The sequence below is a fragment of the Streptomyces marincola genome, from assembly GCF_020410765.1.
GTDB lineage: Bacteria > Actinomycetota > Actinomycetes > Streptomycetales > Streptomycetaceae > Streptomyces > Streptomyces marincola.
This window is the reverse complement of record NZ_CP084541.1, coordinates 2,364,012-2,388,918: the sequence shown is the minus strand read 5'-3', so window position 1 is coordinate 2,388,918 and position 24,907 is coordinate 2,364,012. Positions and strand designations below refer to the sequence as shown.

General features: G+C 72.5%; 29 protein-coding genes. 17 read left to right on the top strand and 12 right to left on the bottom strand.

Annotated elements, in window-relative coordinates; translation table 11 throughout:
• Positions 1 to 64: 64 nt before the first annotated feature.
• Positions 65 to 1,063: an EamA family transporter gene (locus tag LC193_RS09975; RefSeq protein ID WP_226073428.1), complete on the bottom strand. Its 999-nt coding sequence runs from the start codon at positions 1,061 to 1,063 to the stop codon at positions 65 to 67.
• Positions 1,064 to 1,164: 101 nt separating this feature from the next.
• On the opposite strand from LC193_RS09975, the gene LC193_RS09970 reads away from it, so the two are divergent.
• Entirely contained in the window at positions 1,165 to 1,692 is a 528-nt protein-coding gene (locus tag LC193_RS09970) for a MarR family winged helix-turn-helix transcriptional regulator (protein WP_226073427.1), read from the top strand.
• Between the two features lie 163 nt (positions 1,693 to 1,855).
• Positions 1,856 to 3,310: a hypothetical protein gene (locus LC193_RS09965; protein ID WP_226073425.1), complete on the top strand. Its 1,455-nt coding sequence runs from the start codon at positions 1,856 to 1,858 to the stop codon at positions 3,308 to 3,310.
• Here LC193_RS09965 and LC193_RS09960 read toward each other — a convergent pair.
• Positions 3,294 to 3,650, bottom strand: coding sequence for a DUF6247 family protein (locus LC193_RS09960; protein WP_226073423.1), 357 nt, complete (start codon positions 3,648 to 3,650; stop codon positions 3,294 to 3,296). The genes LC193_RS09965 and LC193_RS09960 overlap by 17 nt on opposite strands.
• Positions 3,651 to 3,769: 119 nt before the next feature.
• Between LC193_RS09960 and LC193_RS28960 the strand changes: the two genes are divergently transcribed.
• The 3 genes from LC193_RS28960 to LC193_RS09950 are packed head-to-tail and all read left to right on the top strand — an operon-like array spanning position 3,770 to position 5,619.
• A complete protein-coding gene (locus tag LC193_RS28960) occupies positions 3,770 to 3,898 on the top strand; it encodes a hypothetical protein (RefSeq protein ID WP_264086264.1) in 129 nt (42 codons plus the stop codon).
• 57 nt (positions 3,899 to 3,955) lie between these two features.
• The gene (locus tag LC193_RS09955) at positions 3,956 to 5,062 is read left to right on the top strand and encodes a helix-turn-helix domain-containing protein (protein ID WP_226073421.1); all 1,107 of its coding nucleotides are present in this window, start codon (positions 3,956 to 3,958) and stop codon (positions 5,060 to 5,062) included.
• Positions 5,059 to 5,619 (top strand): hypothetical protein, encoded by a 561-nt coding sequence (locus LC193_RS09950; protein ID WP_226073420.1) that lies wholly within the window; start codon positions 5,059 to 5,061, stop codon positions 5,617 to 5,619. Before LC193_RS09955 ends, LC193_RS09950 begins: the two co-directional genes overlap by 4 nt.
• Before the next feature lie 45 nt (positions 5,620 to 5,664).
• On the opposite strand, the gene LC193_RS09945 is transcribed toward LC193_RS09950, so the two are convergent.
• Positions 5,665 to 5,898 carry a hypothetical protein gene (locus LC193_RS09945; RefSeq protein WP_226073419.1) on the bottom strand — a complete coding sequence of 78 codons (234 nt, stop codon included), beginning with the start codon at positions 5,896 to 5,898 and terminating at the stop codon, positions 5,665 to 5,667.
• Positions 5,898 to 6,086 carry a hypothetical protein gene (locus LC193_RS09940; protein ID WP_226073418.1) on the bottom strand — a complete coding sequence of 63 codons (189 nt, stop codon included), beginning with the start codon at positions 6,084 to 6,086 and terminating at the stop codon, positions 5,898 to 5,900. The genes LC193_RS09945 and LC193_RS09940 overlap by 1 nt, the downstream gene beginning before the upstream one ends.
• A 139-nt stretch (positions 6,087 to 6,225) precedes the next feature.
• On the opposite strand from LC193_RS09940, the gene LC193_RS09935 reads away from it, so the two are divergent.
• Both LC193_RS09935 and LC193_RS09930 read left to right on the top strand, forming a co-directional pair.
• Positions 6,226 to 7,068, top strand: a complete 843-nt coding sequence (locus LC193_RS09935) for a helix-turn-helix domain-containing protein (RefSeq protein WP_226073417.1) — start codon at positions 6,226 to 6,228, stop codon at positions 7,066 to 7,068.
• Positions 7,065 to 7,289 carry a DUF397 domain-containing protein gene (locus LC193_RS09930; protein WP_226073416.1) on the top strand — a complete coding sequence of 75 codons (225 nt, stop codon included), beginning with the start codon at positions 7,065 to 7,067 and terminating at the stop codon, positions 7,287 to 7,289. Before LC193_RS09935 ends, LC193_RS09930 begins: the two co-directional genes overlap by 4 nt.
• An 18-nt stretch (positions 7,290 to 7,307) precedes the next feature.
• Here the strand turns inward: LC193_RS09930 and LC193_RS09925 are convergent, their stop codons facing one another.
• Positions 7,308 to 8,093 carry a helix-turn-helix domain-containing protein gene (locus LC193_RS09925; protein WP_226073415.1) on the bottom strand — a complete coding sequence of 262 codons (786 nt, stop codon included), beginning with the start codon at positions 8,091 to 8,093 and terminating at the stop codon, positions 7,308 to 7,310.
• 109 nt (positions 8,094 to 8,202) lie between these two features.
• On the opposite strand from LC193_RS09925, the gene LC193_RS09920 reads away from it, so the two are divergent.
• Both LC193_RS09920 and tgmC read left to right on the top strand, forming a co-directional pair.
• A complete protein-coding gene (locus LC193_RS09920) occupies positions 8,203 to 8,658 on the top strand; it encodes a VOC family protein (protein WP_226073414.1) in 456 nt (151 codons plus the stop codon).
• Between the two features lie 156 nt (positions 8,659 to 8,814).
• Entirely contained in the window at positions 8,815 to 9,936 is a 1,122-nt protein-coding gene (gene tgmC / locus LC193_RS09915; RefSeq protein ID WP_226073412.1) for an ATP-grasp peptide maturase system methyltransferase, read from the top strand.
• Positions 9,937 to 9,975: 39 nt separating this feature from the next.
• On the opposite strand, the gene LC193_RS09910 is transcribed toward tgmC, so the two are convergent.
• Positions 9,976 to 10,677 carry a FadR/GntR family transcriptional regulator gene (locus LC193_RS09910; RefSeq protein ID WP_226073410.1) on the bottom strand — a complete coding sequence of 234 codons (702 nt, stop codon included), beginning with the start codon at positions 10,675 to 10,677 and terminating at the stop codon, positions 9,976 to 9,978.
• A gap of 166 nt (positions 10,678 to 10,843) precedes the next feature.
• On the opposite strand from LC193_RS09910, the gene LC193_RS09905 reads away from it, so the two are divergent.
• Positions 10,844 to 11,389: a gluconokinase gene (locus LC193_RS09905; RefSeq protein WP_226073408.1), complete on the top strand. Its 546-nt coding sequence runs from the start codon at positions 10,844 to 10,846 to the stop codon at positions 11,387 to 11,389.
• Entirely contained in the window at positions 11,376 to 12,803 is a 1,428-nt protein-coding gene (locus LC193_RS09900; RefSeq protein ID WP_226073406.1) for a GntP family permease, read from the top strand. Before LC193_RS09905 ends, LC193_RS09900 begins: the two co-directional genes overlap by 14 nt.
• A 43-nt stretch (positions 12,804 to 12,846) precedes the next feature.
• On the opposite strand, the gene LC193_RS09895 is transcribed toward LC193_RS09900, so the two are convergent.
• The 3 genes from LC193_RS09895 to LC193_RS09885 form a co-directional block, all read right to left on the bottom strand.
• Complete coding sequence (locus LC193_RS09895) at positions 12,847 to 13,254, bottom strand: VOC family protein (RefSeq protein WP_226073404.1); 408 nt, start codon at positions 13,252 to 13,254, stop codon at positions 12,847 to 12,849.
• An 85-nt stretch (positions 13,255 to 13,339) separates the two neighbouring features.
• The gene (locus LC193_RS09890; protein ID WP_226073402.1) at positions 13,340 to 13,669 is read right to left on the bottom strand and encodes a helix-turn-helix domain-containing protein; all 330 of its coding nucleotides are present in this window, start codon (positions 13,667 to 13,669) and stop codon (positions 13,340 to 13,342) included.
• A complete protein-coding gene (locus LC193_RS09885; RefSeq protein ID WP_226073400.1) occupies positions 13,666 to 13,812 on the bottom strand; it encodes a hypothetical protein in 147 nt (48 codons plus the stop codon). The genes LC193_RS09890 and LC193_RS09885 overlap by 4 nt, the downstream gene beginning before the upstream one ends.
• Before the next feature lie 162 nt (positions 13,813 to 13,974).
• Between LC193_RS09885 and LC193_RS09880 the strand changes: the two genes are divergently transcribed.
• The 4 genes from LC193_RS09880 to LC193_RS09865 are packed head-to-tail and all read left to right on the top strand — an operon-like array spanning position 13,975 to position 18,191.
• Complete coding sequence (locus LC193_RS09880; protein WP_226073398.1) at positions 13,975 to 15,336, top strand: extracellular solute-binding protein; 1,362 nt, start codon at positions 13,975 to 13,977, stop codon at positions 15,334 to 15,336.
• Entirely contained in the window at positions 15,323 to 16,270 is a 948-nt protein-coding gene (locus tag LC193_RS09875) for a carbohydrate ABC transporter permease (RefSeq protein WP_226073396.1), read from the top strand. The genes LC193_RS09880 and LC193_RS09875 overlap by 14 nt, the downstream gene beginning before the upstream one ends.
• The gene (locus tag LC193_RS09870; protein ID WP_226073394.1) at positions 16,267 to 17,088 is read left to right on the top strand and encodes a carbohydrate ABC transporter permease; all 822 of its coding nucleotides are present in this window, start codon (positions 16,267 to 16,269) and stop codon (positions 17,086 to 17,088) included. Before LC193_RS09875 ends, LC193_RS09870 begins: the two co-directional genes overlap by 4 nt.
• Positions 17,088 to 18,191 carry an ABC transporter ATP-binding protein gene (locus LC193_RS09865; RefSeq protein WP_226073391.1) on the top strand — a complete coding sequence of 368 codons (1,104 nt, stop codon included), beginning with the start codon at positions 17,088 to 17,090 and terminating at the stop codon, positions 18,189 to 18,191. Before LC193_RS09870 ends, LC193_RS09865 begins: the two co-directional genes overlap by 1 nt.
• Here the strand turns inward: LC193_RS09865 and nhaA are convergent.
• From nhaA to LC193_RS09850, 3 genes are all read right to left on the bottom strand, one after another.
• Positions 18,122 to 19,417 (bottom strand): Na+/H+ antiporter NhaA, encoded by a 1,296-nt coding sequence (gene nhaA / locus LC193_RS09860; RefSeq protein WP_404819382.1) that lies wholly within the window; start codon positions 19,415 to 19,417, stop codon positions 18,122 to 18,124. The genes LC193_RS09865 and nhaA overlap by 70 nt on opposite strands.
• 148 nt (positions 19,418 to 19,565) lie before the next feature.
• The gene (locus tag LC193_RS09855) at positions 19,566 to 20,291 is read right to left on the bottom strand and encodes a potassium channel family protein (protein WP_086160376.1); all 726 of its coding nucleotides are present in this window, start codon (positions 20,289 to 20,291) and stop codon (positions 19,566 to 19,568) included.
• Between the two features lie 2 nt (positions 20,292 to 20,293).
• Complete coding sequence (locus LC193_RS09850) at positions 20,294 to 21,730, bottom strand: TrkH family potassium uptake protein (RefSeq protein ID WP_226073390.1); 1,437 nt, start codon at positions 21,728 to 21,730, stop codon at positions 20,294 to 20,296.
• 145 nt (positions 21,731 to 21,875) lie between these two features.
• Here LC193_RS09850 and LC193_RS09845 point away from each other — a divergent pair, with 145 nt between their 5' ends.
• Both LC193_RS09845 and LC193_RS09840 read left to right on the top strand, forming a co-directional pair.
• A complete protein-coding gene (locus LC193_RS09845; RefSeq protein WP_226073389.1) occupies positions 21,876 to 22,523 on the top strand; it encodes a hypothetical protein in 648 nt (215 codons plus the stop codon).
• 77 nt (positions 22,524 to 22,600) lie between these two features.
• Positions 22,601 to 24,751, top strand: a complete 2,151-nt coding sequence (locus LC193_RS09840; RefSeq protein WP_226073388.1) for a flotillin family protein — start codon at positions 22,601 to 22,603, stop codon at positions 24,749 to 24,751.
• The last annotated feature ends 156 nt before the right edge of the window (positions 24,752 to 24,907 follow it).

Here is a 24,907-nt window from a genome sequence, read left to right as displayed (position 1 = left end):
TCCGCGTGCCGGCTGATCAGGCGCACGGGCCGGTGGGCATGCTTCGGGCAGGCTTCCGCCGCTGTCAACCGCCCGTTGGCGCCGCTTTGCCGGGCGCGGCCACGGCTGGTTCCTGGGGTGCGGGAGCGCGTTCAGGTGCTGCGGCCGGCGCGGGTGCGGCCGGTGCGCCGGCGGGCGTTCGGGGACGGCCGGGCCGCTGGGGGCGCTGGCCGAGGAGCACGCCGGTCAGCACCAGGACGAGTCCGACCAGTTGCCAGGCGGTCAGCGTTTGGCCGAGCAGCAGCAGCCCGGCCAGCGTGGCCACGATCGGGTTGATCAGCCCGAGGAACGCGACGGAGGCGGCGGGGAGCCGTTCGATGCCGCGGAACCACAGCGCGTAGGCCAGCGCGGTGCCGATCAGGCCGAGGTAGGCGTACCCGGCGGCGTTGCCGGCCGTCATGGCGGGCGGCGGGCCCTCGACGGCCAGCGCGAGGGGCGCGAGGACGAGGCCGCCCGCGGTCAGCTGCCAGCCGGTGAGGGCGAGCAGTCCGACGCCGGGCGGGCGGCCCCACCGTTTGCCGAGCACGACGGCGAACGCCATCAGCGTCGTGGCCACCAGCATCGCCGCGACCCCCGTGGCGGAGAACGCGGCGTCGCCGCGCAGCACGAGCAGCGCGACCCCCGCCACGCCGATGAGTCCGGCGAGCAGGGAGACCGGCGCCGGTCTGATGCCGAGCAGCCCGGCGCTGAACGCGATGACCAGCAGCGGGGAGACCGCGCCGATCGTGGCGGCGACGCCGCCTGGCAGCTGGTAGGCGCCGTAGAAGATGAGCGGGAAGAAGGCGCCGATGTTGAGCATGCCGAGCGCCGCGGCCTTGCCCCACCACGCGCCGCGGGGCAGCCTCCGGGTGACGGCGAGCAGCAGCAGCCCGGCGGGCAGGGCCCGCAGCGCCGCGGCCAGCAGCGGCCGGTCCGGCGGCAGCAGCTCGGTCGTGGTGATGTACGTCGTGCCCCAGGCGGCCGGCGCGAACGCGGCGAGCGCGGCGACGCCCCACCGCCGGCCCCCGGGTATGGAGACGGACACGTGACCCCTCTCAACGCTGATTTTCTCAACGTTGAGATAATCGTACGAGTCATATGCGTCCGTCAAGTTAATGAACGTTGAGCTATCGGTAGGGTGCGTGCATGCCCGGGAGTGAAGAAGAGACCGACGCCGTCGACGAACTGCGCGGCCAGTGGGAACGGGAGCGCCCCGACCTCGGCGGCCTCGACGCCATGACCCTCGTCGGCCGCGTCAACCGCGCCTCCCAGCACCTGCTGAAGGGCATGAAGCCGGTCTTCGCGCAACACGGCCTTGAGTTCCCCGAGTTCGACGTGCTGGCCTCCTTGCGCCGCTCGGGCCCGCCCTACGAGCTGACCGCGGGCGGGCTGCTGCGCGCCGCGATGGTCACCTCGGGCGCCATCACCAACCGCCTCGACCGCCTGGAGCGCAAAGGGCTCATCGAACGGCGGCAGGACCCCGACGACCGCCGCGCCGTGCGCGTCCGCCTCACCGGCGCCGGCTTCGACCTCATCGACCGGGCCGTCGTGGACCACGTCGCCAACGAGGAACGCATGCTCGCCGGGCTCGACCCGGCCGACCGGGCCGCCCTCGACGCGCTGCTGCGCCGGCTGCTGATCTCCTTCGGCGACACCAGCCTCGGCCCGAGGTAGCCGCGTCCGGCGCCGTGGCCTCAACGTCCCCACCGCACCGGGGCGTTGCCCCGAACGGTGCGGCGGAGTGCGCGGAACGCGGCGCCCCGGGCGGTTTGCCCGGCCGGGCGCACCGTACCCTCGTTCGGGTGATTCGCGTCGGTGCGGGGGAGTGTGCGGAACGATGAGCGCCGGGACCGGTCCCCGCCGCGTCGACGCGGCGGTGCGGCGCCTTCCGGCGCTGCTGCGGGTCGCGGCGGCCGGGCCGCTGGCGGCGTTCGCCGGTCTGCTGGTGTGGATCGCGTGGGGCGACCCGGACCAGCGTCTCGCGCTGCTGCTCGGCCTGCTGGGGCTCGCGGGGGGCGCGTTGCTCGTGCTGGCGGCGCACCGCCTGGTGGCGGGGCGCGTGCATCCGACCGACGCGGCGCGTGCGGTGCTCGACGCGCCCAGCGGGGTCGTGCCCTCGCGCGCGCTGCCGGCCGCCGTTCCCCGGGAACGCGCCGCGCGGCTGCGGTGGGGCCTGACGGGTATCGCCCTGATCTGCTGGGCGCTCAGCTTGCCGTTCCTGGCCTGGGGCGACCCCGGGCCGCCCGCACAGGTCGAGGAGATCCGCCGGGCCGGGGGCGTCGTCGCGGAGGTCCGGGTCATCGACGAGTGGGACACGGAGCACCACCTCGGGCAGGGACGCGGCCAGCGCATGCCGTCGTCGGACTCCTGGACGCAGACACTTCAGGTGGAACTCGTCGACGAGGCCGGCGACACGCACGCGGCCACCGTCCGCACACGCAGTTCGTTCCACCGCTCCTTCGGCGACACCGTCCGGGTCATCTACGCGCCCTCGGCCCCGCACCTCGGGGCCTGGGCCGGAGACGACTCCAGGCCGCTCACCAAGAGCTGGCACAGCAATTTCGAGGGGTACCAGGAGGACCTGCCGCGCATCCTCGACGGCAGGACGCTGTCCGCGTACGAGTTGTGGATCTGGGTCGGGCTCGTGTGCGTGCCGCTCGCGTTCGTCGTCGCCCTGGCGCGCGGCGCCTGGGTCCGGTTCGTGACCGCGCCGGGCCCCGGCACCCGCGCACTGCGGGGCGTCGTCCGAGGCGGGCGTGTCCAGTCCGAGGACGGCTGGAGCGTCGCGTTCCACCCCGAGGGCATGACGCCGCGCAACGTGCTCCCCGCCTTCGAGGGCCGCACCGGCTGGCTGCTGTGGGACGCGGACAAGCCGCGCGAGCACTTCAAGTCGCCGGGCAAGCAGCGCGGCAAGAAGCTGCCCGCCTTGGTGACCGGCCGGGAGGCGGTCGCGGTGCTCGTGCTCGACAACGGCTGGGCGGTGCACGGCGACGCGTGGTTCCCGGCGCCCGAGGACCCGGCCGGAGTGGGCGTTCCCGGCCCCGAGGTGCCCGCCGTCGACAAGCGCCGCCGCGTACGCCTGTGGTCGGCGCGCGGGCTGTGGCCGCTGACGTTGTCCAACGGCGCGCTGGTGCTGTACGCGGTCGTGCTGGTGTGCAGCGGGCTGCTGTTCACCGACGTGCTGTCCGGGTGGCCGCGCTTCGTGACCGCGCTCGTCGGCGCCGGGTCCCTCGGCATGGCGTACGGCGGCCACTACCCCGAGCAGGACGACCGGTTCACCGCCAAGGAGTAGCGGCGGCATCGATGATGCCGCCGATTTCTGCCGCGATGGCACGGGCCTCCTCGACATCATTCGCTTCGGCCGCACGCGCTTCGAGCGCGCGCAGGCGTGCCGACCGGTCCGGATGGCGCTCGATGGCTGCCTGGACGGCCCACTGCGCGACGAAACGCCGCATCGGCGCCGCGTTCACCTGGTCGCGGGCCTGCTTGAGGGCGACGGCGCGTTCGGCGTCGAACGCGGGCAGCGCTTCCGGAGCGAGAACCGCGAGAGCGGCCCGCAACTCCTCTGGCGCACCCGGGGACTGGAGGAGCCCCGACGCACCGGCGGAGGAGTCCGACGACGCCATGTTCATGGTCTCTCCTGATCCCTTCTGCGATGCTGCCGGACGGCTTCTCCCATGAGGCAGGCGATCTTAAGTGCATGCGGCTGTGCCGCTGACGTTGTCCCACGGGCGCGCTGGTGCTGTACGGGGTGAAACGACGTCTGCGCCAGGAGTTCGCGGACGCCGTGAAGTCCGGGGAGTTCGACGTCGAGGAGATCATCGAGAACACCGGCCCGGTGGGCACGCGTCCCCGGGACGGCGGGCGCGGCGCGGCGTGAGCGTTCCTCCGGCGCTCAGAGGACCGGTGCGGGGCGAGGCATGTGTAAATTACACATGTGGATGCCGTGCGAAGCTGGGCAGAGGTGGGCGAGCGCATCGCTGAGGCGCGTCTCGCCGCAGGGCTGAGCCAGGGAGACCTGGCGGCTCAGGTGAACCTGGAGCGCACGGCCGTCGTGCGGATGGAGGCGGGCGAGCAACGCATCACGGCACTCGAACTGTCCCAGCTGGCCGAGGTGCTCGGCGTCCCGCTCGGACATCTCGTCACGCGCCCCCCGGCAGCGTTGGTCTCGCGGCGCAGCGCACTGGAGGAGAGCGCGGGCGCTGCCTCTCGCGCGCGGTACCGCTTGGACGCGCTTCTGGAAGAGCACGCCCGCCACGCCCGGTGGCTGATCGATCACGGCTTTCTGACCCCGCCGCGCCCGGACGACCGCCTTCAGCGGTCCCGAACGGGCGAGATCGACCCGGTCTCCCTCGCCGGGGCGGCCAGAGAGGTGATCGGCCTCGCATCCGGCCCGTTGGGCACTCTGACGGACGTCCTGGAGCATCTGGGGTTGTACCTGACCGTCGTCAATGAGACGGCGGAAGGCGCGTCCCTGCTCCTCGACGGGCACGGAGTGGCCGTCATGAGCGGCCGGTTGCCCCCCGGCAGACGACGCTGGACGGCGGCGCATGAACTCGGCCACCATCTTCTTCAGGACGAGTACCACAGTGACGTGGGGGTGGCGGCCGGGCGGGAAGAACGGGAGCACCTGATCGACCAGTTCGTCGACGAGTTCCTGATTCCCGCCGCCGACATGCGCCGGGCCTGGGACGAAGGCGATCACAACGGTGAGCACCGCGCGTTCCTGCTCACGCTGTCGGCCCACTACCGTGTCTCCTGGAGCGCGGTGGTGAACAAGGCTTCGCGGCTGGGGCTGATCACCGGCGAACAGGCCAGAAGGCAGAAAGCGGACACGCCCCTGCGTGGGGACTTCCTGGCCGTGTACGGCAGCGAGCCGGTTCCGGACCTGGAGATGGGAGCGACGGGGCCGCAGTGGCGTCGTGCCGCACTCGCGGCATGGGCCCAAGGCGCCATCACGGCGCCCCGCGCGGTCGAGTTGCTTTACGGAGCGATCACGGAGGACGACCTTCCCGGCCGGAACGTGGAGGAGTGCCTTCCGTGATGCCGACGTCCCCCGCGCATGCACGAGCGCCGATGCTTGTGTGGGATGCCTCACCGCTCCACCACGCCATCAAGGCGGGAAAGATCGATGTACTGGCCGACATCGCTCGGAACGGGGGCGGTGCGCCGCGCCTGAACGTGACCACTCAGGCAGTCGTCAGCGAACTGGAGCACTACCGTCTGCCGGTAGTCGATCTGACGTGGCTGGACGTGGTGCACGTCGATGACCTGGACGAGATCGAGTCCCTGGTCCGGTGGATGACCAGGGTGTCCGGCTCGAAGTCGAACCAGGGCGAAGCGACTGTCCTCGCGTGGGCCGAGGTGCACGGCGCCATCGCTGTCCTCGATGACGCCGATGCCCGCCGAATCGCTCGAAGAGAAGGCCTGGAGGTGTGGGGTTCGCTGCGTGTTCTGGCCGAGTCGGTGAGCAGCGGGTACGTCACGTCCTACGTGGCCACCACCCTGGTGGACGCCATGATCGAATCGGGCGCCAGGTATCCCGCTGCCTGCTCCCGAGGACGGTTCATCCACTGGGCGAAGGACGCCGGCCTTCTGTAAGCCCCGGCGTTCCGCCGTAGAGGCGGGTCACTCGGCGCCGACAGGTCACCAGTGGCGGGGCCGGGGGAGTCGGGGGTCGACGCGGCGGGAAGCCCACAGGACGGTCGTGCGCTGCATCGTGAACGTCTCGCCGGTGGCGAAGTGCAGCCGCTTGCCGCCCCGTTGCACAGCGGTGAGGTCGTGCACCGTGAACGCCTGCCCCCCGATCATGACCTGGTCCCCGCGCCGCACGGTGGCGGCGTCGATCTCGATGGCGACAGTGACTCCGGGAGGGGGCATCACCGGTCCTCCCGCCTTTCCATCGCGGCCAGGTGCTCCCTGACCGCCGCTTCGAGCTGCCGCGCCTCCCGAAGTAGTTCCTCGGTCCTGGCAGCGACGGAGCCCCGGTCGGCCGGGTCGGTGTGTGGCGCCTCCGCCGGACCCGGTTGGTCCGGGGCGGGCGGGTCGTCGGTCTGTGCCGTGTTCATGGGCTCACCTGCCGATCAGCAAGTATGTTCGGGCTGTACCCGTACGGTGACGGGCTCGTCACTCAGGATGTAGGGTCGGTTGCCTCTTGAGCACGCGAAGTAAAGGCGCCATGCGACAAGTTGGCGGGAGCGTGCGGCGATGTGGGAGGTCAGCGCGATGGAGGAGGACAGCCCGGCGGAGAGCTTGAGCCCGCTGCACGGCTTCGGTTTCGAGGTCAAGGAGGTGCGGCTGGGCCGGAAGCTCACCCAGAAGCACCTGGCTCAGGGTGCCGGTTACTCCGAGGCGTACGTCAGCAGGGTCGAGAAGGGGCAGCTCGTGCCGAGCGAGCGTTTCGCCCGGGGGTGCGACCTGGTGTTCGGTACACACGGCATGTTCCAGCGGCTCAGGCGACGCCTGGAGGCGAGCGATCATCCGCTGTGGTTCGTGCCGTACGTGCAGTTCGAGCGGAAGGCCGTGCGGATACTGGACTTCTCGACGGGCCTGATCATGGGACTGCTCCAGATCGAGGACTACGCCAGGGCCGTCTTCCGCGCGGCCAACCCCCGGGTTCCCGAGGACATCATCGAGGGCAAGGTCGCCGCGCGCATGCGCCGCCGCGAAGTGCTGGCTCGCGCGGAACCGCCGAACCTGTGGCTCATCGTGCACGAGGCGGCACTGCGCACCGAGGTGGGCGGCCGGGACGTCATGGCCGCCCAGCTCGAAGATCTGCTGCGCATGGCCGCTCTGCCGCATGTGGACCTTCAGGTGCTGCCGTTCGCGGCAGGCGCTCCGGACGGGCAGATGCGGCCGTTCACCCTGCTCGGCATGGCGGACGGGCCGACGGTGCTCTACGCGGACGGCCCGCGCGGCGGACGAGTCTGGGACGTGGCCGCCATGGTGGGGGCGGCGGCCGATACCTATGATCGGTTGAGGGCACACGCGTCGTCTCCTGACGACTCGGCGGCCTTCGTTGAGTCCTTGGTGAAGGAGTACCGGTCATGAACGGTGGTCGTAGGCTCGATCTGGCTGCTGCCGAGTGGTTCGTGTCGTCCTACAGCGGTGGCGACGGGGGGCAGTGCGTCGAGGTGTCCCGCAGTTTCGCGGGGTCGGGTGCGGTGCCGGTGCGTGATTCGAAGGCGCCGACCGGTGGGGTGCTCGTCTTTGGATCGGGCGGTTGGGCGTCGTTCGTCGCCGCTGTCAGGCGCAGCAGCCTCACCAACTGAGCGGCGTCCCGGGCGGGTTCAGTGGTCGGCCGGGGTCTGGCGGAGTAGGAGCAGGCCGGGGTCGGCCACCGGCCGCAGCAGGGAGAACGTGAGCTGCCGCGTGCCCCTTCCGTCGCGGACTTCGGCGGTCACCGGCCGGAAGTCCGCCACCGCGCGGCAGTTCCACCAGTGGGCCGCGTCGGGTAGTTCGGCGTGCAGCTGCCGGACGATCTCGGTGGCCCGTGCGTCTTCGGGTGCGTGACCGACGGCGGCGCGGTACTGCTGGTAAAGGCCGCGCAGCAGCGACTCGGCCACCTCGGGCGCGGCGCGTTCCGGCAAGCCCGAGGCCAGGAGCAGCAGCAGGTTGTCCCGTCCCCCGGGGATCGGCCCGGGGCCGCCCCACAGGCGGCGGTGGGCGGCGTTCACCGCGAGGATGTCGAGGCGTTCGTCGAGCGCGGCGGCCGGGATGCCCCGCCAGGCGTCGAGCAACGCCCGGATCTCCGGGCCCGCTTCAGGGCGTCTCCGCCCGGCGAGTGGCGCGTCCGGGAGGTAGCCGGCCAGCGCGAGCGCGTGCCGGTGCGCGGCCGGGTCCATACGCGGAGCCCGGCAGACGGCGTCGATGACCTGCCGCGAGGTGGCGACGCGGCCCTGTTCCAGCCATGTGTACCAGGCGACACTGACCCCGGCGAGCGTGGCCACTTCCTCGCGGCGCAGGCCCGGCGCGCGCCGCCTGCCGCCGCTCCGCAGCCCGACCTCGTCGGGGGCGAGGGTTTCACGGGACGCCCGCAGGTGGGCACCCAGTTCGCGGCGCAGCGTCACGTCCATGGTCTCGATCGTAGGGCGCCCGCGGGCGAGGGAGGGCAGCCTGTGAGTGCCACTCACAGGACAGGCGGTGACCTGCCGCCACGCCGTGTGCGGCGCGAGGCTGATGGCCATGACGGACGACGACACGACCGGGCGGCGCCCCGCCGCCGACGCCCCGCCCGCCCTGTGGCGGTTGCGCAACGACTCCTCGGACCGCGCCGAACCCCGAGTCCTGATCCGGGTGTTCATCGAACCGGGGGCCTACGACGAGGCCGTCGTGTTCTACGAACGGCTCCAGTGTGTGACCGCCGACGCCCGGTTCGTGTTCGGCCGCCTGCGGCTGGCCACGGTCGGCGCCTTCCTGCTGATCGAGGGCTCCGACGAGGACCTGCGGCCGTTCCGCTCCACGACGGGCACGCTGCTGGTGGACGACGTGCGGCCGTACCACGACCGGCTGGTCGCGGCGGGCGCGGAGATCGTGTGGCCGCTCCAGAAGGTGCCGACCGGCGCCGCTTTCAACGCCAGGCATCCCGACGGCACCGTGGTGGAGTACGTGCACCACCGCCCCGACCGGCACGGCCGGTAGGCGGCGGCCCCAGGGGTGCGGCGATGGGAGAGGAGCCGGTCACGGGGTATGCCCGTGACCGCGAAAGGGCCGGGCGAGTTCGGAATCATGGTGAAGTGGCCGGGATCCACGCTACGGCGGCCATCGCCGATCTGCTGGAGAACCGGAAGGACGCGGGTGGCTGACAAGGACTCGTCGGAGCGGCTGCGCGCGGGGCTCGTCCGGCGTCTCTCCGAGCAGGGCGTGCTGCGAACTCCTCAGTGGCGGGACGCCGTTATGGCGGTGCCGCGCGAAGCCTTCCTGGCCGACGGGTGGTTCGAGCACGAGGACGCGGGCTGGTACCGCCCCGCGCTGCTCACCGACGGGCCCGAACGGCTCGCGCGGGTGTATGAGGACGACACGCTCGTCACGCAGGTGGCCGGGGCCGTCCTCCCGCGCCAGGTCGAGGGGCGCATCGCCCATCGGCCCTCGTCGTCGTCGACCGCGCCGGGGCTCGTGGTGCGGATGCTGGAGGAGTTGAACGCCTCCTCGGGAACGCGGGTTCTGGAGATCGGCACCGGCACGGGCTATTCGACCGCGCTCCTCTCCCACGTCGTGGGGGAGGAGAACGTGACGTCCGTCGAGGTCGACGCCGACCTCTCGTCCCGTGCGGGCGCGGCCCTCGGCGGGCTGGGCCACTGGCCCGGCCTGGTGGTCGGTGACGGGCTGGCCGGCCACGCGGACGGCGGTCCGTACGATCGCGTCATCGCCACGTGCGGAGTGCGCGCCGTTCCGCCCGAGTGGATCGCGCAGACCCGCCCAGGAGGCGAGATCCTGGTCACGGTCTGCGGGTGGATGAACGCCTCGGAACTCGTGCGGCTGGTCGTCGCTGAGGACGGAACGGCGAGCGGCCCGGTGCTGGGCGGGCGCGTTTCGTTCATGCTCGCGCGAGCGCACCAGCCGCCGCCGCTGGGCCTGCTGCCGGATCTCGACGCGGCGGGGGCCGAGCCCACGGACGTCGGGGGCGGCGTGCTTGAGGACTGGACGGCGCGCTTCGTGGCGCAGTTCGCGGCGCCGCGGGCCCAGCGGTTCACGCTGCCGCGCAACGGGCGGACCGAGCACGTGGTGATCGACGTGTCGGCCGGGGCCTGGGCGGCGGCGTTCGAGGACGGCGGGCGGTGGCGGGTCAGGCAGGGAGGTCCCGCCCGGCTCTGGGACGCGATCACCGAGCAGGTCACGCGCTGGCGCGGTGCCGGGAGCCCGCCCGCCGAACGCCTCCGGCTGCACGCCGGTCCCGGCGGGCAGCGCCTCACCTGGTAGCCGCCCCGGCGGGAACAGCGGCGGCACCGGCGGGCGGGGTCAGGGGGCGAGGACGTCCAGTTCCGCGAGCGCGCCCGTGGTGATCTCGCGGGTCAGCCGCTCGGCGCGCTCCGCGTCGCGGGCGCGTATCGCCTCGGCGACCTGGACGTGCAGGGTCACCGCGGCCGGATCGGGGTCGGTGAACATGACGTGGTGCTCGGTGCGCCCGGCGAGCACCTCGGCGACCACGTCGCCGAGCTTGGCGAACATCTCGTTGCCCGACGCGCACAGCACCACGCGGTGGAACGCCACGTCGTGCACGAGGTAGCCGTCGAGTTGCTGGCCGCGTGAGGTGGCGACCATGCCGAGCGCCTGCTCGGTCAGCTCGGCGCACTGTTCCGGCGTCGCCAGCCGGGCCGCGAGGCCGGCCGCGACCGGTTCGACGGCGGACCGCAGCATGGTGAGGGACCGCAGCTGGCGGGGCCGGTCGGGGCCGGCCAGCCGCCAGCGGATGACCTGCGGGTCGAAGACGTTCCACTCGTCGGCGGGCCGCACGGTCACGCCGACGCGGCGGCGGGACGCCACCAGGTGCATGGACTCCAGGACGCGGACCGCCTCGCGGACCACCGTGCGGGACACGTCGAAGCGCCGTTCGAGCGCGTCGGTGCGCAGAACCGTCCCCGGTGGGTACTCACCGGATGTGATCTCGGGTCCCAGGCACGCCAGCAGCTTCGCGTGCAGCCCCCGCCCCTCACTGGTCATGGATCTCCCATGGCAGGCCCGTGGTGTGGTGGTCCATCGTCACTGACACCCTACGTGTCGCCCCACGCCCTGTAATAAGTATTACATTTTGGTGAAACACTCTTGAATATGTACTACTCAAGGGTGAGCCTGGTCGGCACCAGTCGAAGAGCACGGTGAGGTGCAGATGTCCGCCAGGCATGTGGTGGTTGTCATGGGGGTGTCCGGGATCGGCAAGTCCACGGTCGGCGCGCTGCTGGCCGAGGAGGTCGGCGTTCCGTACGCGGAGGCCGACGCCTTCCACCCGGAGGCCAACATCGCCAAGATGAGTTCCGGCGTCCCCCTGAACGACGCCGACCGCATGCCCTGGCTCGACGCCATCGGGGCCTGGGCCGCCGGCCGCGCGGGGCGCGGCGGCGTCGTCAGCTGCTCCGCGCTCAAACGGGCCTACCGCGACCGGCTCCGCGCCGCCGCGCCCGGCCTCTTCTTCGTCCACCTGGCGGCCGACCGCTCCCTGATCGCGGAACGGCTCAGCCACCGCCGGGACCACTTCATGCCGGAAGCGCTGCTCGACTCGCAGTACGCCGACCTCCAGCCGCTCCAGGCGGACGAGCGCGGCGTCACGATCGACGTCACGGCGGCGCCCGAGACCGTGGCGGCCGAGGCCGCCGCCGCCCTGTCCGCGTACGAGAACACCGAGGAATCAACGGAGACTTCTCATGGAAGCCATTGAGCCGGCCTACGGCACGGCGGTCCTGCTGCTGATCGCGGCGGGCGCCGTCGCCCTCCTGCTGTTGCTGATCATGAAGTTCAAGCTGCACGCCTTCGTGTCGCTCGTGCTGGTCAGCGTTGTCACGGCGCTCGCCGTCGGCTTCCCGGTCGCCGAGATCCCCGACGCGTTGATGTTCGGGTTCTCCGACACCCTCGGATCCGTCGCCCTCCTGGTCGCGTTCGGCGTCATGCTGGGCCGGCTGCTCGAAGTGAGCGGCGGCGCCCAGGTACTGGCCGACACCCTGGTCAACAGATTCGGTGAACGGCGCGCGCCGTTCGCCCTGGGCGTCGCGGCCCTGCTGTTCGGCTTCCCGATCTTCTTCGACGCCGGCCTGGTCGTCTTCCTGCCCATCATCCTCACCGTGGCGCGCCGCTTCGGCGGCTCGCTGCTGCTCTACGCGCTGCCCGCGGCGGGCGCGTTCGCGGCCATGCACGCCATGACCCCGCCGCACCCCGGGCCGGTCGCCGCGGCCGACGTGCTCGGCGGCAGCATCGGCGTCACCATGCTGGTCGGCATCCCGGTCGCCGTGGTCGCCTGGTATGTCGGCGTGATGCTCGTGTCGCGGTGGATGGGCTCCAGGATCCACATCCCGATCCCCGAGGTGCTGTTCGGCGAGGCCAGGGACAGCAACGGCCGGACCTCCGGCGAGCGCGGCGAGGACGGCGCGGAGGCGGCCCCCGGGCGGCCGGCCCCGTCGTTCGGCCTGGTGCTCCTGCTCCTGCTGCTGCCCCTGGTGCTGATCTCCCTCGACACGGTCACCGACACGCTCGTCACCGCCGGCACCCTCGACGAGGAGGCGGGCTGGGTGCAGTTCCTCAGCCTGCTCGGCACCACGCCCGTGGCGCTGCTGATCACCGTCCTGGTGGCCATCGCCCTGCTCGCGCGGCCCCGCGCCTCGTCGATGTCCGACGTCACGGCCACCCTGGACGAAGCCCTCGGCCCGATCTGCTCCATCATCCTGATCACCGGCGCCGGCGGGATGTTCGGCGGCGTGCTGGAACTCAGCGGCATCGGGGGCGCGCTCAGCGACTCGCTGTCCGACCTCGGCATGTCGCTGATCGTGCAGGCGTTCGTCATCTCCGCCCTGCTGCGCGTCGCCCAGGGCTCCGCGACGGTGGCGCTCACCACCGCGGCCGGCCTGATCGCGGGCCCGGTCGCCGCCGCCGGCCTCGGGGACTTCCAGATCGCGCTGCTCGTCATCGCCGTCGCGGCGGGCGCCACGGTGCTCTCGCACGTCAACGACTCGGGCTTCTGGCTGGTCAGCCGCTTCTTCGGGATGGACGAGAAGACCACGCTCAAGACCTGGACCGTGATGGAGACCACCCTCGGTGTCTCCGCGTTCCTGGTCGCCGGCGGCCTGTGGCTGGTGGTGTGACCGTGCCGGGCCCGCCGCGCCGGCGCGGCGGGCGCCCGGCGCCTCACGCCGGCCCGGCGGTGACCATCCACAGGTGTCCGTCCGGGTCCGCGAACGCCCCGGAGTAGCCCCAGGGCTGCTCGCCAGGCTCGGTGACCACGGCCGCGCCCGCCCGGCGGGCGCGGCCGATCAGTTCGTCCACGCCGGTCGCGGAGCCGGCGCTCACCGTGAGAACGCACTCGCTGTGCCCGGGCTCGGCCACGCGGTGGTCCCCGGTGATCCAGTCGAACCCGCCGGTCGGGATCAGCGTGATCCGCAGACCGTCGTTCAGCGCGAACGACAGCGGCTCGGGAACGCCGTCCTCGGCCGGCTCGCCGATGGGCGTCAGGCCCAGGCCGTCACGGTAGAAACGGTGCGAGACCTGCCGGTCCGCGATCGGCAGGGCGACGGAAACGGTCGTGACGTGCTGCATCGAGGGTCCTTTCGTGGCGGTGGGGGAACGGGGCCGGGCGCGGCCCCTCACCCGTTGGACCCGGCCGGCGGCCACGACTCATCGGTCACCTCAGGCGCGGCGCCACGACTTCTGAGGTGCCGCCGTCAGCGGGGGGATGACCAGGGCCATGCCGGAGCAGCCCCAGCTCCTCGTCCAGCCGGGCCAGTTCGTCCGCGGCCTCTTCGCGCCTCGCATCGTCGGCCCGCAGGTACTGGCGCAGGTCGGCGAGCCTGATCCGGCGGTGGCCTCCCACGAGCCGGTAAGGAATCTCGCCGGCGTCGAGAAGGCCGATCAGGTACGGGCGCGACACGTTCAGCATGTCGGCGGCCTGCCGGGGCGTGAGCACGGCGTCGACCGGGCGAGCGCCGTGCGGCCGTGGGGGACCGGCGTTCACCAGTCCATTTCGTCCGCCGCCCGCAGCTCCGCGTCGTCCGGCGGGCGGACGCCGTCGGGCAGCGGCGCCGGCCGGCCCTCGTAGTAGGAGCGGATTTCCTCCGCCGCCCCGGCCTCCGCCTCCGCCCGTTCCGCATCTGTCATACGACCAGTACAGACCGTCATCGCCGGGCGGTCAAACGCGCCTCGCCCCGCCGCTTCCGCTGCGGTCCGTGCCCCGGGCGTGGCCGGTTGTGACGGGAGGGCTTTACGCGCGGCCCGTCCTCGGGTACCTACCCTGCATCGTCTCAACGAGGAGATGGCGGGATGCGAAAGCGGACCAGGCGGGCCGCCGCGGCGGCCGTGGTCGCGGGCGCGGGGCTCGCGCTCGCGGCGTGCGGCGGATCGGACTCCGGCGGGACGGGCGGCGCGGCCGAGTTGACGATCTCCGCGAACGCGGTGGCCGGTGGCAAGAACACCGAGGAGGCCGAGTGGATCGAGGACTGGGTCATTCCCCGGTTCGAGGCCGCGCAGGCCGAGGCCGGGGTGGAGGTCGACGTCTCGTTCGAGCCGAGCGGCGTCGACGACGAGCAGTACAAGACGCGGCTCGCGCTCGACCTCCAGGCGGGCTCAGGACCCGACATCCTCACGCTCGACGGCATCTGGGTGGGGGAGTTCGCGCAGGCCGGGTACATCGAGCCGCTGCCCGAGGGGGACTGGGAGGGCTGGCGGCACATACCCGAGGCCGTCGCGGGCCTGGCCACCTGGGAGGGCGAGGTGTACGGGGTGCCGTGGGGCACCGACGGGCGGGTGCTCTTCTACCACAAGGAGCTGTTCGCGCGGGCGGGCCTGCCCGCCGACTGGCAGCCCCGTAGCTGGGACGAGGTGCTGGCGGCGGCCGGGCGGCTGGCGGAGCTCGACGGGGTCACGCCCCTCCAGCTGAACGCCGGCACCGCGATGGGCGAGGCCACCACGATGCAGGGCGTGCTGCCGCTGCTCGCCGGGGCGGGCGAGGAGATCCACGACGGCCGCGCGTGGACCGGCGCGAGCGACGGGCTGCTGCGCGTGCTCGACCTGTACGAACGGGTGTACGGCGGCGGGCTGGGCGACCCGGTGCTCCAGCAGGAGGCGCAGGGCCGCGACCGCTCCTTCGAGCAGTTCGCCGAGGGCGAGTTGGGCATCCTCGTGGAGGGCGACTACTTCTGGCGCGCCGTCGTCAACCCCGAGGGCGGCACCGCCCCCATGGACAACCGCGACGAGGCCGTCGGCTGGGCGCTGATCCCCGCCGCGGAACCGGGCGCGGGGGTCGGCGGCCAGGACTTCGTCAGCATGTCGGGCGGCAGCGTGCGCGCCGTCAACGCGGCCGGCGGCCATCCCGAACTCGCCCGCGAGCTGCTGCTGTTCATGAACTCGGCCGAGGCGCTCACGGCGGCGGTCGAGGGGGACGCGCGGATCACGGCGCGCACCGACGTCAACGAACGGGTGCTGGCCGGCGACCCGATGCTGTCGTTCGTCGCGGATGAGGTGCTGCCGCTCACCACCTACCGGCCGCCGCTCGCGGAGTACCCGCGGGTGTCGGTGCTGCTCCAGGAGGCCACGGGCGCGGTCGCCACCGGCGAACGCGACGCTGCCGAGGCGGCCGGGGACTACGCGGACGGGCTTGAGGATGTCACCGGTGGCGGCGGCTGACGCCGCGGGGCTCGGCCGGCGGCGGGCGGCGGCGTTCGTCGCGCCCGCGCTGCTGCTCATCGCCGGCTTCCTGGTGTTCCCCGCGCTGTGGACGGTCTGGCTGGGCGCGACGGACTACCGGCTCACCGGATTCGCCGCCGCCGAGCCCGAGTTCACCGGCCTCGACAACGTGCGCCACGCGCTCGGCGAGGACAGCTTCACCCATTCCCTCGGCCTGACGCTCCAGTTCGTGCTCGGCTCGGCCGTCCTCGGCCAGGCCGTGCTCGGCTTCGCCATCGCGTGGCTGCTGCGCGAGCGGCGCGGCGCGCTGCGGCGGCTGGTCGAGGCGCTGGTGCTGCTGGCGTGGATCCTGCCCGGGTCCGTCGTCGCGTTCCTGTGGATCGCGCTCCTCGACCGGAACGACGGGACCCTCAACGCGCTCCTCGGCACGCCGGGCACGGCCTGGCTGGTGGAGCACCCGATGGCGGCGATCATCGTGTTCAACATCTGGCGGGGCACCGCGTTCTCGATGATGCTCTACGCCGCCGCGCTCAGCACCGTGCCGCCGACCCAGCTGGAGACGGCGCGGCTGGCCGGGGCCTCGCGGTGGCAGCAGCTGCGGGACGTGGTGCTGCCGGCCATCCGCGGGCACGTCCTGACGAACCTGCTGCTGATCAGCCTGTGGACGTTCAACGACTTCACCCCGTTCCTCCTCACCGGCGGCGGCCCGGCGGACGAGACGGAGACCATGCCGGTGTTCATCTACAAGACGGCGCTGTTCAACGGCGAACTCGGCTACGGGGCCGCTCTCTCGGTGCTGATGCTGCTGGTCAACCTGGTGATCGCGCTGGTCTACGTGCGGCTGCTGCGCCGCCGCGACCCCGGCGCGAGCAGCGGGAACGGGACCGGGGCCGGGGCCGGGCCCGTGGCGGCGGAACGGGCGGGCGCGCCGTGACGCCGGGCCGCGCGGCCGGGGCCGTCCTGAGGTACACCGCGCTCGCCGCCGTCCTCGGCTTCTTCGCGCTGCCGCTGCTGTGGCTGGCGTTCGCGCCGTTCGACCGCGCCCCGTCGGTGGCCGCGTCGCTGCCGCGGTTCACGCTCGACAACTTCCGCGAACTGCTCGACAACGAGAACGCGGTGCGCTCGCTGCGCAACTCGCTGCTGCTCGCGGCCGGTACCGGCGGGATCGTCGTGGCGTTCGCGGCGAGCGCGGCGTACGCGCTCAGCCGCGTGCGCCTGCCGGGGCGGGACGCGCTGCTGTACGCGCTGCTGCTGCTGTCGTCGATCGTGACCGGCACGGCCGCGATGGTGCCGCTGTTCAACCTGGCCTACGAACTCGACCTCATCGACTCGCGGCTCGGCGTCGTCCTGGTGCTGTCCGGCGGCCTGCTGCCGAGCGCGATCTTCATCCTCAAGGACTTCACCGACACCACCCCCCGCTCGTACGAGGAGTCCGCGCGGGTCTTCGGCGCCTCGCCGCTCCAGATCGTGGCGCACATCGTCGTGCCGCTGATCCGGCCGGGACTGGCCACCATCGCCGTGTGGTCGGTGGCGCAGGTGTGGGGGAACTTCCTGATCCCGTTCCTGCTGCTGCGCTCGCCGGAGAAGTCGCCCGCGGCGGTGGTGATGTACACGTTCTACACCGAGGGCGGGCAGCCCGACCTCGCGCTGATCTCCACGTTCTCCCTGCTGTACTCCCTGCCGGTGGTGGCGATGTTCCTGTTCGTCTCCTCGCGGTACGGGTTCCGGTTCCACGGAGGGATCAAGCACTGATGGCAGCCATCGAACTGGCCGGCCTGCGCAAGACCTATCCGGGCGGCGTCACCGCGCTCGACTCGGTGGAACTGTCCATCGCCGACGGGGAGTTCTTCGCGCTGCTCGGCCCCTCCGGGTGCGGCAAGACGACGCTGCTGCGCACGCTCGCGGGACTTGAGGCGGCGGACGGCGGCGCGGTGCGCATCGGCGGCGAGGACGTGACGGCGCTGCCGCCGGGCCGCAGGGACGTCGCGATGGTGTTCCAGGACTACGCGCTCTTCCCGCACATGACCGTGTCGGACAACATCGCCTACCCGCTGCGGATCAAGAAGGTGGGCGGCGCGCAGCGGCGGGCCAAGGCGGCGGAGACGGCCGGGGCGCTGGGGCTCGGCGCGCTGCTCGACCGCCGCCCCGGAGAGTTGTCCGGCGGGCAGCAGCAACGGGTCGCGCTGGCCCGGGCGATGGCGGTGCGCCCCCGCGCGTTCCTGCTGGACGAGCCGCTGTCCAACCTCGACGCGCGGCTGCGCCTCGAAGCGCGCACGTTCCTCAAACGGCTCCAGCGCGAGCTGCGCGTCACGTGCGTGTTCGTCACGCACGACCAGGCGGAGGCGCTGGCGCTCGCGGACCGGATCGCCGTGCTGGACGCGGGCCGGGTGCGGCAGACCGGCACGCCGGTCGAGGTGTTCAGGCGGCCGGCCAACACGTTCGTCGCCTCGTTCATCGGCTCGACCCCGATGAACCTCCTCGACGGCGTCGTCGCGGAGGACGGCCGCGTCCTCGTCGGCGGGGTGCCGCTGCCCGCGGGGCCGCACGGCCTCGCCGCGGGGGAACGGGTCACGTTCGCGGTGCGGCCCGAGTACGTCGGCCTGCGCGGCACGCCCGCGCCCGGCGCGCTGCCCGGCCGGGTCACGGTCGTGGAGCACCTGGGCAGCACGCGGCTCGTGACGCTCGACGGGGACGCGGGCCCGGTGCGGGCCGTCGTCGACGAGGACGCGCCGCTGCCGGCCGGCGGCACCGGGTGGGTGGTGCCGCGGCCGGAGCGGGTCCTGCTCTACGACGCGGACGGCGAGCTGGTCGCCGCACCCCCGGAGGCGGGCGAGTCCGCCCCCTGGGCCCGCTGATGCGCCCGGCCGCGCAGCGTCAGCAGCACCGAGGCGGCCACGGCCGAGATCAGCGAACCGAGCAGCACGGCCACCTTCACGTGCTCCTCCATCGCGGGCGCCTCCGCGAACGCCAGCTCGGTGATCAGCAGCGACACGGTGAAGCCGATCCCGGCCAGCATCGCGCCGCCGAGCACGTCCGGCCAGGTCAGCGACGGGTTCAGCCGCGCCCTGGTGAACCGGGCGGCCAGCCAGGTCGCGCCGAAGATGCCGATCACCTTGCCCGCGACCAGGCCGAGCGTCACGCCCAGCGCCTCCGGCTCGCGCACCAGCGCGCCGAACGTGTCGCCCGAGACCGGCACGCCGGCCGCGAACACCGCGAACAGCGGCACCGCGACCGCCGCCGAGAACGGGTGCACGATGTCCTCGACCTTCTCGGCCGGGGACTCCTTCTCCAGCGTCCCCGTCGTGCTGCGCAGCAGCATGCCGATCGCGACGCCCGCGATGGTGGCGTGCACGCCGCTGTTGTACATCAGGCCCCAGATGACCAGGGCGAGCGGCACGTACACGTACCAGCCGCGCACGCCGCGCCGGTGCAGCAGGGCGAAGAGGGCCAGGCCCGCGAAGGCGCCGAGCAGCGCCCACAGGTTGAGGTCGGAGGTGAAGAAGATCGCGATGATGATGATGGCGATCAGGTCGTCGACGATCGCCAGGGTCAGCAGGAACGTGCGCAGCGCGCCCGGCAGCCGGCGGCCGACGACCGCGAGCACGCCGAGCGCGAACGCGATGTCGGTGGCCATCGGCACCGCCCAGCCGTCCATGCTGCCGCCGCCGATGCCGACCACCGTCGCGTAGATCAGCGCGGGCACCGCCATGCCGCCGATCGCGGCCACCACGGGCAGCGCGGCGGCGGCCGGGCGGCGCAGCTCGCCGACGGTCAGCTCGCGTTTCAGCTCGATGCCGGCGATGAAGAAGAAGATCGCGAGCAGCCCGTCCGAGGCCCAGTGGCCCACCGAAAGCTCCAGGCCGAGCGCGGGAATGTCGAGGTGGTGGTCACGCAGCGAGAAGTAGTCGTCACTGATCGGCGAGTTCGCGAGCAGCAGCGCCAGGGCGGCGGCGATCAGCAGGAACGCGCCGCCGGTGACCTCAAGGCGCAGGAACTCCGCGACCGACCTGCGGTCGCGTTCCCGCTCGACTTCTGGGTCCTTGGCCGGGCGGAGGAACGGCAGGGAGGGGCGCGTCGCCATGATGCGGGACCTTTCGGGCTGGACGGACATACGTGAGCATTCGCCGACCAGACTTCCCGGCACACCGTGGCGCCAGAGTCACTCTCTTTACGCCTTCCTGACACCGTACCCCCACCCGGCCCATCCATCCCGGGCGGATCAGTGCGGCTCAGCGCAGTTCTGTGAACGCCTCCACCGCCTGCGTCCTGCCGGTGACGATGATCACGTCGCCCCGCTCGACGACCGTTTCCGCCGTCGCGTGCGTGAAGTCCTGGCCCGGCCGCTTGATGCCCACGACCGTCACGCCGTGCTTGGTGCGCACCGCGCTGACCCCGAGCGGGACGCCCGTGGCCACGTCCGGCGCGATCGTCTTCACGAGCGCGAAGTCGTCGTCGAACTCGATGAAGTCGAGCATCCGCCCCGACACCAGGTGCGCGACGCGTTCGCCCATCTCGTACTCGGGCAGCACCACGTGGTGCGCGCCGAGCCGCTCCAGGATGCGGCCGTGCTGGCGGCTGATCGCCTTCGCCCAGATGTTCGGAACACCGTCGTCCAGCAGGTTCGCCGTGACGAGCATGCTCGCCTCGATGTTCGTGCCGATCGCGACCACGGCCGTGGTGAACTCGTGCACCCCCAGCTGCCGCAGCACCTCCGCGTCGGTGCAGTCGGCCACCGCCACGTGGGTGAGCGCGTCGCTGTGCTGCTGCACGATGCGTTCGTCGTCGTCGACGCCCAGGACCTCCCAGCCGCGCCGCATCAGCTCCTCGGCCAGCGAGCTGCCGAAACGGCCGAGGCCGATCACGGCGATCCGCTGGTCACGGGCCTCGCGCGCGCCGTGGGTCTGGGCCAGCCGTTTGCCGCGCCTGCGGCGCAGCGAGTGCAGGTGATTGCTCATGGTCACCCTATGATGGGCCGTTCCTCAGGATGCTGGTAGCGCCGGGTGCGCTCCCGCAGGGCCAGGGCCGACACCAGCGTGATCGGACCGACCCGGCCGATGAACATCAGGAAGATGACGATCAGCTGCGCCGGGGTGGGCAGATCGGCGGTCAGCCCCGTGGTCATGCCCACGGTACTGAACACCGACACCGTCTCGAACAGCACCAGGTCCGTGCGGGCGTCCACCATCGCGAGCAGCGCCACCGTCGAGACCATCACCACACCGACGCCGAGCAGCGCCACCGTCAGCGCCTGCCGCAGCACGTGCGGTGCCAGCTTGCGGCGGAAGACGCCCGAGGTCGGCTCGCCGCGCACCTCGGCCAGGATGGCCACGGCGAGCACGGCGAACGTGGTCACCTTGATCCCGCCCGCCGTGCCCGCGCTGCCGCCGCCGATGAACATCAGGACGTTCGTGGCCAGCAGCGTGGCGGGCTCCATCGCGGCGATGTCGGTGGCGTTGAAACCGGCGGTGCGGCTGACCGCCGAGTGGAAGAACGCGCCGAGCATCTTGTCCTCGGCGGCCAGCGGCCCGAACGTGCCCTCGTTCGACCACTCAAGGCCCAGCGTCAGCGCGAAGCCCACGGCGAGCAGCGCGCCGGAGACGATCAGCGTCAGCTTCAGGTGCAGCGACCAGCCGCGCGCCGCCTCGCCGCGCCGCCGCCGCGCGTACTGGTGCAGCAGTTCGATGATCACGGGGAAGCCGAGCCCGCCGAGGATCACCGCGACCGACACCGGCACCAGCACCCACGGGTCGGCCGCGAACGCCGTGAGGTTGTCCGAGCGCAGCCCGTGCCCCGAGTTGTTGAACGCCGCGACCGCGTGGAACACCCCGTAGTACAGCGCCCGGCCGAACGGCATGTCGTAGCCGAGCACGAAGCGGAGCGTGAGGATCGCGGCGGTCACCGACTCCACGACGAGCGTGATCAGGGCCACCCGCAGCAGCACGCCGCGGACGTCGCCGATGCCGATCCTCGTCTCCGCCTGCGCGTGCAGCGTCATGCGCAGGCGCAGCTTGCCGGCGACGAGCAGCGCGAGCAGCGAGGCCAGCGACATGATGCCGAAGCCGCCGGCCTGCACGAGCAGCAGGATCACGCCCTCGCCGAACCCGCTCCAGTAGGCGCTGGTGTCCACGATCGTCAGGCCCGTGACACAGACCGCGGCGGTCGCGGTGAACAGCGCGGTCAGCGGGTCGGGCGCGCCGCCGTCGGCGGTGGCGAGCGGCAGGGCGAGCAGCGCGGTGCCCAGGGCCACGGCCACGGCGAAGGCGACCGCGACCGCGCGGGCCGGATGGAGGCGGAAGATCGCCCGGCGCAGCGGGGAGGCGGAGGTGGGAGAGAAAGAGGGGGACGCCACGTCGATCGCCGTTCCGAAATCTCCTGGGTGCTTGCCGCGTGACAACCGGCCCACCCTAACGCCGCCCCGGCGGCCCGCCGCCGTTTCTTAACGCGGTCCTGGCACAGGTGTCGCGGAAGCGGAACCGGCGGGGCCAGGACCGCGTGAGGAAGGGGGACGGGAGCGCGCGCCGACGCGGGGGGAGCGGGGCATGGAGGACTTCTTGGAGACAGCGGGGCGGTTCCCCGCCGTCGTCTTCTCCGTGCCGCTCGCCGTCGTCCTGCTCTACTGGATCTTCTCCGTCGCGTTCGGCGTGGGCGCCTCCGTCGCCGACGGCGTGGACGGGGCCGACGACGGGGGCGGCGACCGGGACGGGGGCGCCGCGGCCCTGGCACCGTTCGGCCTGGGCGGGGTGCCGCCGGCGATCCCGCTGTCGCTGCTGACGGCCTTCGCCTGGTTCACGGCCATGGCCGGTACCGAACTGCTGACGGAGGACTGGCAGCGGGCCGCGACCCTGCCCGCCGCGCTCGGCGTCGGCTGGCTGGGCGCGTGGCTGGCGGCGCTGCCGCTGCGGCGTGTGTTCGCGGCCCGGCCGGGAACGCGCCACCGGGACTTCGTCGGCCGCGTGTGCGTCATCCGCACCGGCCGCGTCACCGCCTCGTTCGGGCAGGCCGAGGTGGCCGCCGACGACGGCGGCACCGCGATCGTGCAGGTCAGGGCCGAGGGGCCGGAGGCGGACGAGCTGACGGCCGGGCGGCGCGCGCTGATCTTCGACTACGAGCCCGAGGGCGGGTTCTTCCGCGTCGCGCCCTACGACTTCGGCGATCCGGCACCGGAGCAGAACCGTTTCACTGCCTGACCGCGTCCTTCACGGCGCGGTGCACAGATCTTCACGGGTCCACGCGGGCCCGCACGAGAGGGGGGCCTCACACCGTCATGGAGACCATCGGCATCAGCCTCGGCGTGCTCATCGCCGTGGTGCTGATCATCCTCATCGCCGTCCTGTTCCTGCTCACCCGGCTGTTCCGCAAGGTCGAGCAGGGCAAGGCGCTCATCATCTCCAAGGTCCGCAAGGTCGACGTCACCTTCACCGGCGCGGTGGTGCTGCCCGTGCTGCACAAGGCCGAGACCATGGACATCTCCGTGAAGGCCATCGAGATCGGCCGCACCGGCCGCGAGGGCCTGATCTGCCGCGACAACATCAGGGCCGACATCCGGATCTCGTTCTTCGTCCGGGTCAACAAGACCGTGTCCGACGTCATCAAGGTCGCCCAGGCCATCGGCACCGAGCGGGCCAGCGACCGGGCCACCCTCCAGGAGCTGTTCAACGCGAAGTTCTCCGAGGCGCTGAAGACCGTCGGCAAGCAACTGGACTTCGCCGACCTCTACACCAAGCGCGAGGAGTTCCGCGACCGCATCATCGACGTCATCGGCACCGACCTCAACGGCTACAGCCTGGAGGACGCGGCGATCGACTACCTGGAGCAGACGCCGCTGTCCCACCTCGACAAGAACAACATCCTCGACGCCCAGGGCATCCGCAAGATCACCGAACTGACCGCGGCGCAGAACGTTCTCACCAACGAGTTCAGGCGCACCGAGGAGAAGGAGATCACGCGGCAGAACGTCGACGCCCGCGAGGCCGTGCTCGAACTCGAACGCCGCCAGGCCGACGCCGAGATCAAGCAGAAGCGCGAGGTGGAGACCGCCAGGGCCCGCGAGGAGGCCGAGACCGCCCGGGTCCAGGCCGAGGAGCGGCTGCGCGCGCAGACCGCCGTCATCAGGACCGACGAGCAGCTCGGCGTCCACCACGAGAACCGCGAGCGGGAGATCGTCGTCGCGCGCCTGAACCGCGACCGCGTGGTGGCCGTGGAGAACGAGCGCATCGAGAAGGACCGGCTGCTTGAGGTCATCGCCCGCGACCGCGAGACCGAGCTGCGCCGCATCGCCAAGGACAAGGAGATCGAGGCGGAGAAGCGGGAGATCGCCGACGTCGTCCGCGAGCGCATCGCCGTCGAGAAGACCGTCGCCCAGCAGGAGGAGGACATCAAGAAGCTGCGGGCCGTCGAGGAGGCGGAACGCGACCGGCAGGCCCTCATCATCCAGGCCGAGGCCGAGGCCCAGGAACGCCTCGTGAAGGACATCAAGGCCGCCGAGGCCGCTGAGGTCGCCGCGGAGCACCGCGCCCGCGAGGCCCTGACCATGGCCGAGGCCCGCCGCAAGGCCGCCGACCTCGACGCCCAGGCCGCGATCCGCCTCGCCGAGGGCAAGCGGGCCGACGCGGCGGCCGAGGGCCTGGCCGAGGCGGAGGTGCAGGAGCGGATGGCCGACGCCCTCGCCAGGACCCGGCACGCCGAGGCCGAGGCCGCGCGCGAGATGGGTCTGGCCGAGGCGCACATCGCCAAGGAGAAGGGCCTGGCCGACGCCGAGGCCACCCGCGAGGGCGGCGAGGCCGAGGCGGGCGCGCTGCGCGAGCGGATGCTCGCGGAGGCCGCGGGCCTGAAGGAGAAGGCCGAGGCCATGGCCGCGCTCGACGCGGCCGGACGCGACCACGAGGAGTACCGGCTGCGCCTCGAAGCCGAGAAGGAGGTGCGGCTCGCCTCCGTCGACGTGCACCGGCAGATCGCCGAGGCGCAGGCGGCGCTCGTGGGCACCGGTCTGGAGAACGCCAAGATCGACATCGTGGGCGGCGACACCGTGTTCTTCGACCGCCTGCTGGGCGCCATCGGCGCCGGGAAGGGGCTCGACGCGTTCCTCGACCGCTCCGAGCACGCCCGCACCCTCGCCGGGCCCTGGCTGGACAAGGAAGGGTCCACGTTCACCCGCGACCTCGGCGCCATGGTGGCCGGGCTGGGCTCGGGCGGGCTGCGCGACCTGACCGTCGCCGGTGTGCTGACCTCGCTGATCTCCACGGGCGGCGACGACTCGGGCCGCCTCGGCAGCCTGCTTGAGACCCTGCGCGGCCAGGGCCTCGCGGACCTCAAGGTCACGGAACTGACCGGGAACGGGACCGTGCCCGTCGCCGCGGGGCCGGTGGCCGACGCCGTCGTGGGCCACGCGGCCGGCACCGTCTCGCTGGCCAAGTAGCCGGCCGGCCGCCGGCGCACCGGCGCCGGCGGCCGGGGACAAGCGCACGCATGGGCACGCATGGGGGAGTGGACAACGTGACCGAGCCGAACGACGCCCTGCGCCCGCGGCACGCGGACGACCGGGGGGCCGCCGACGCGCCCGCCGAAGCGAGCG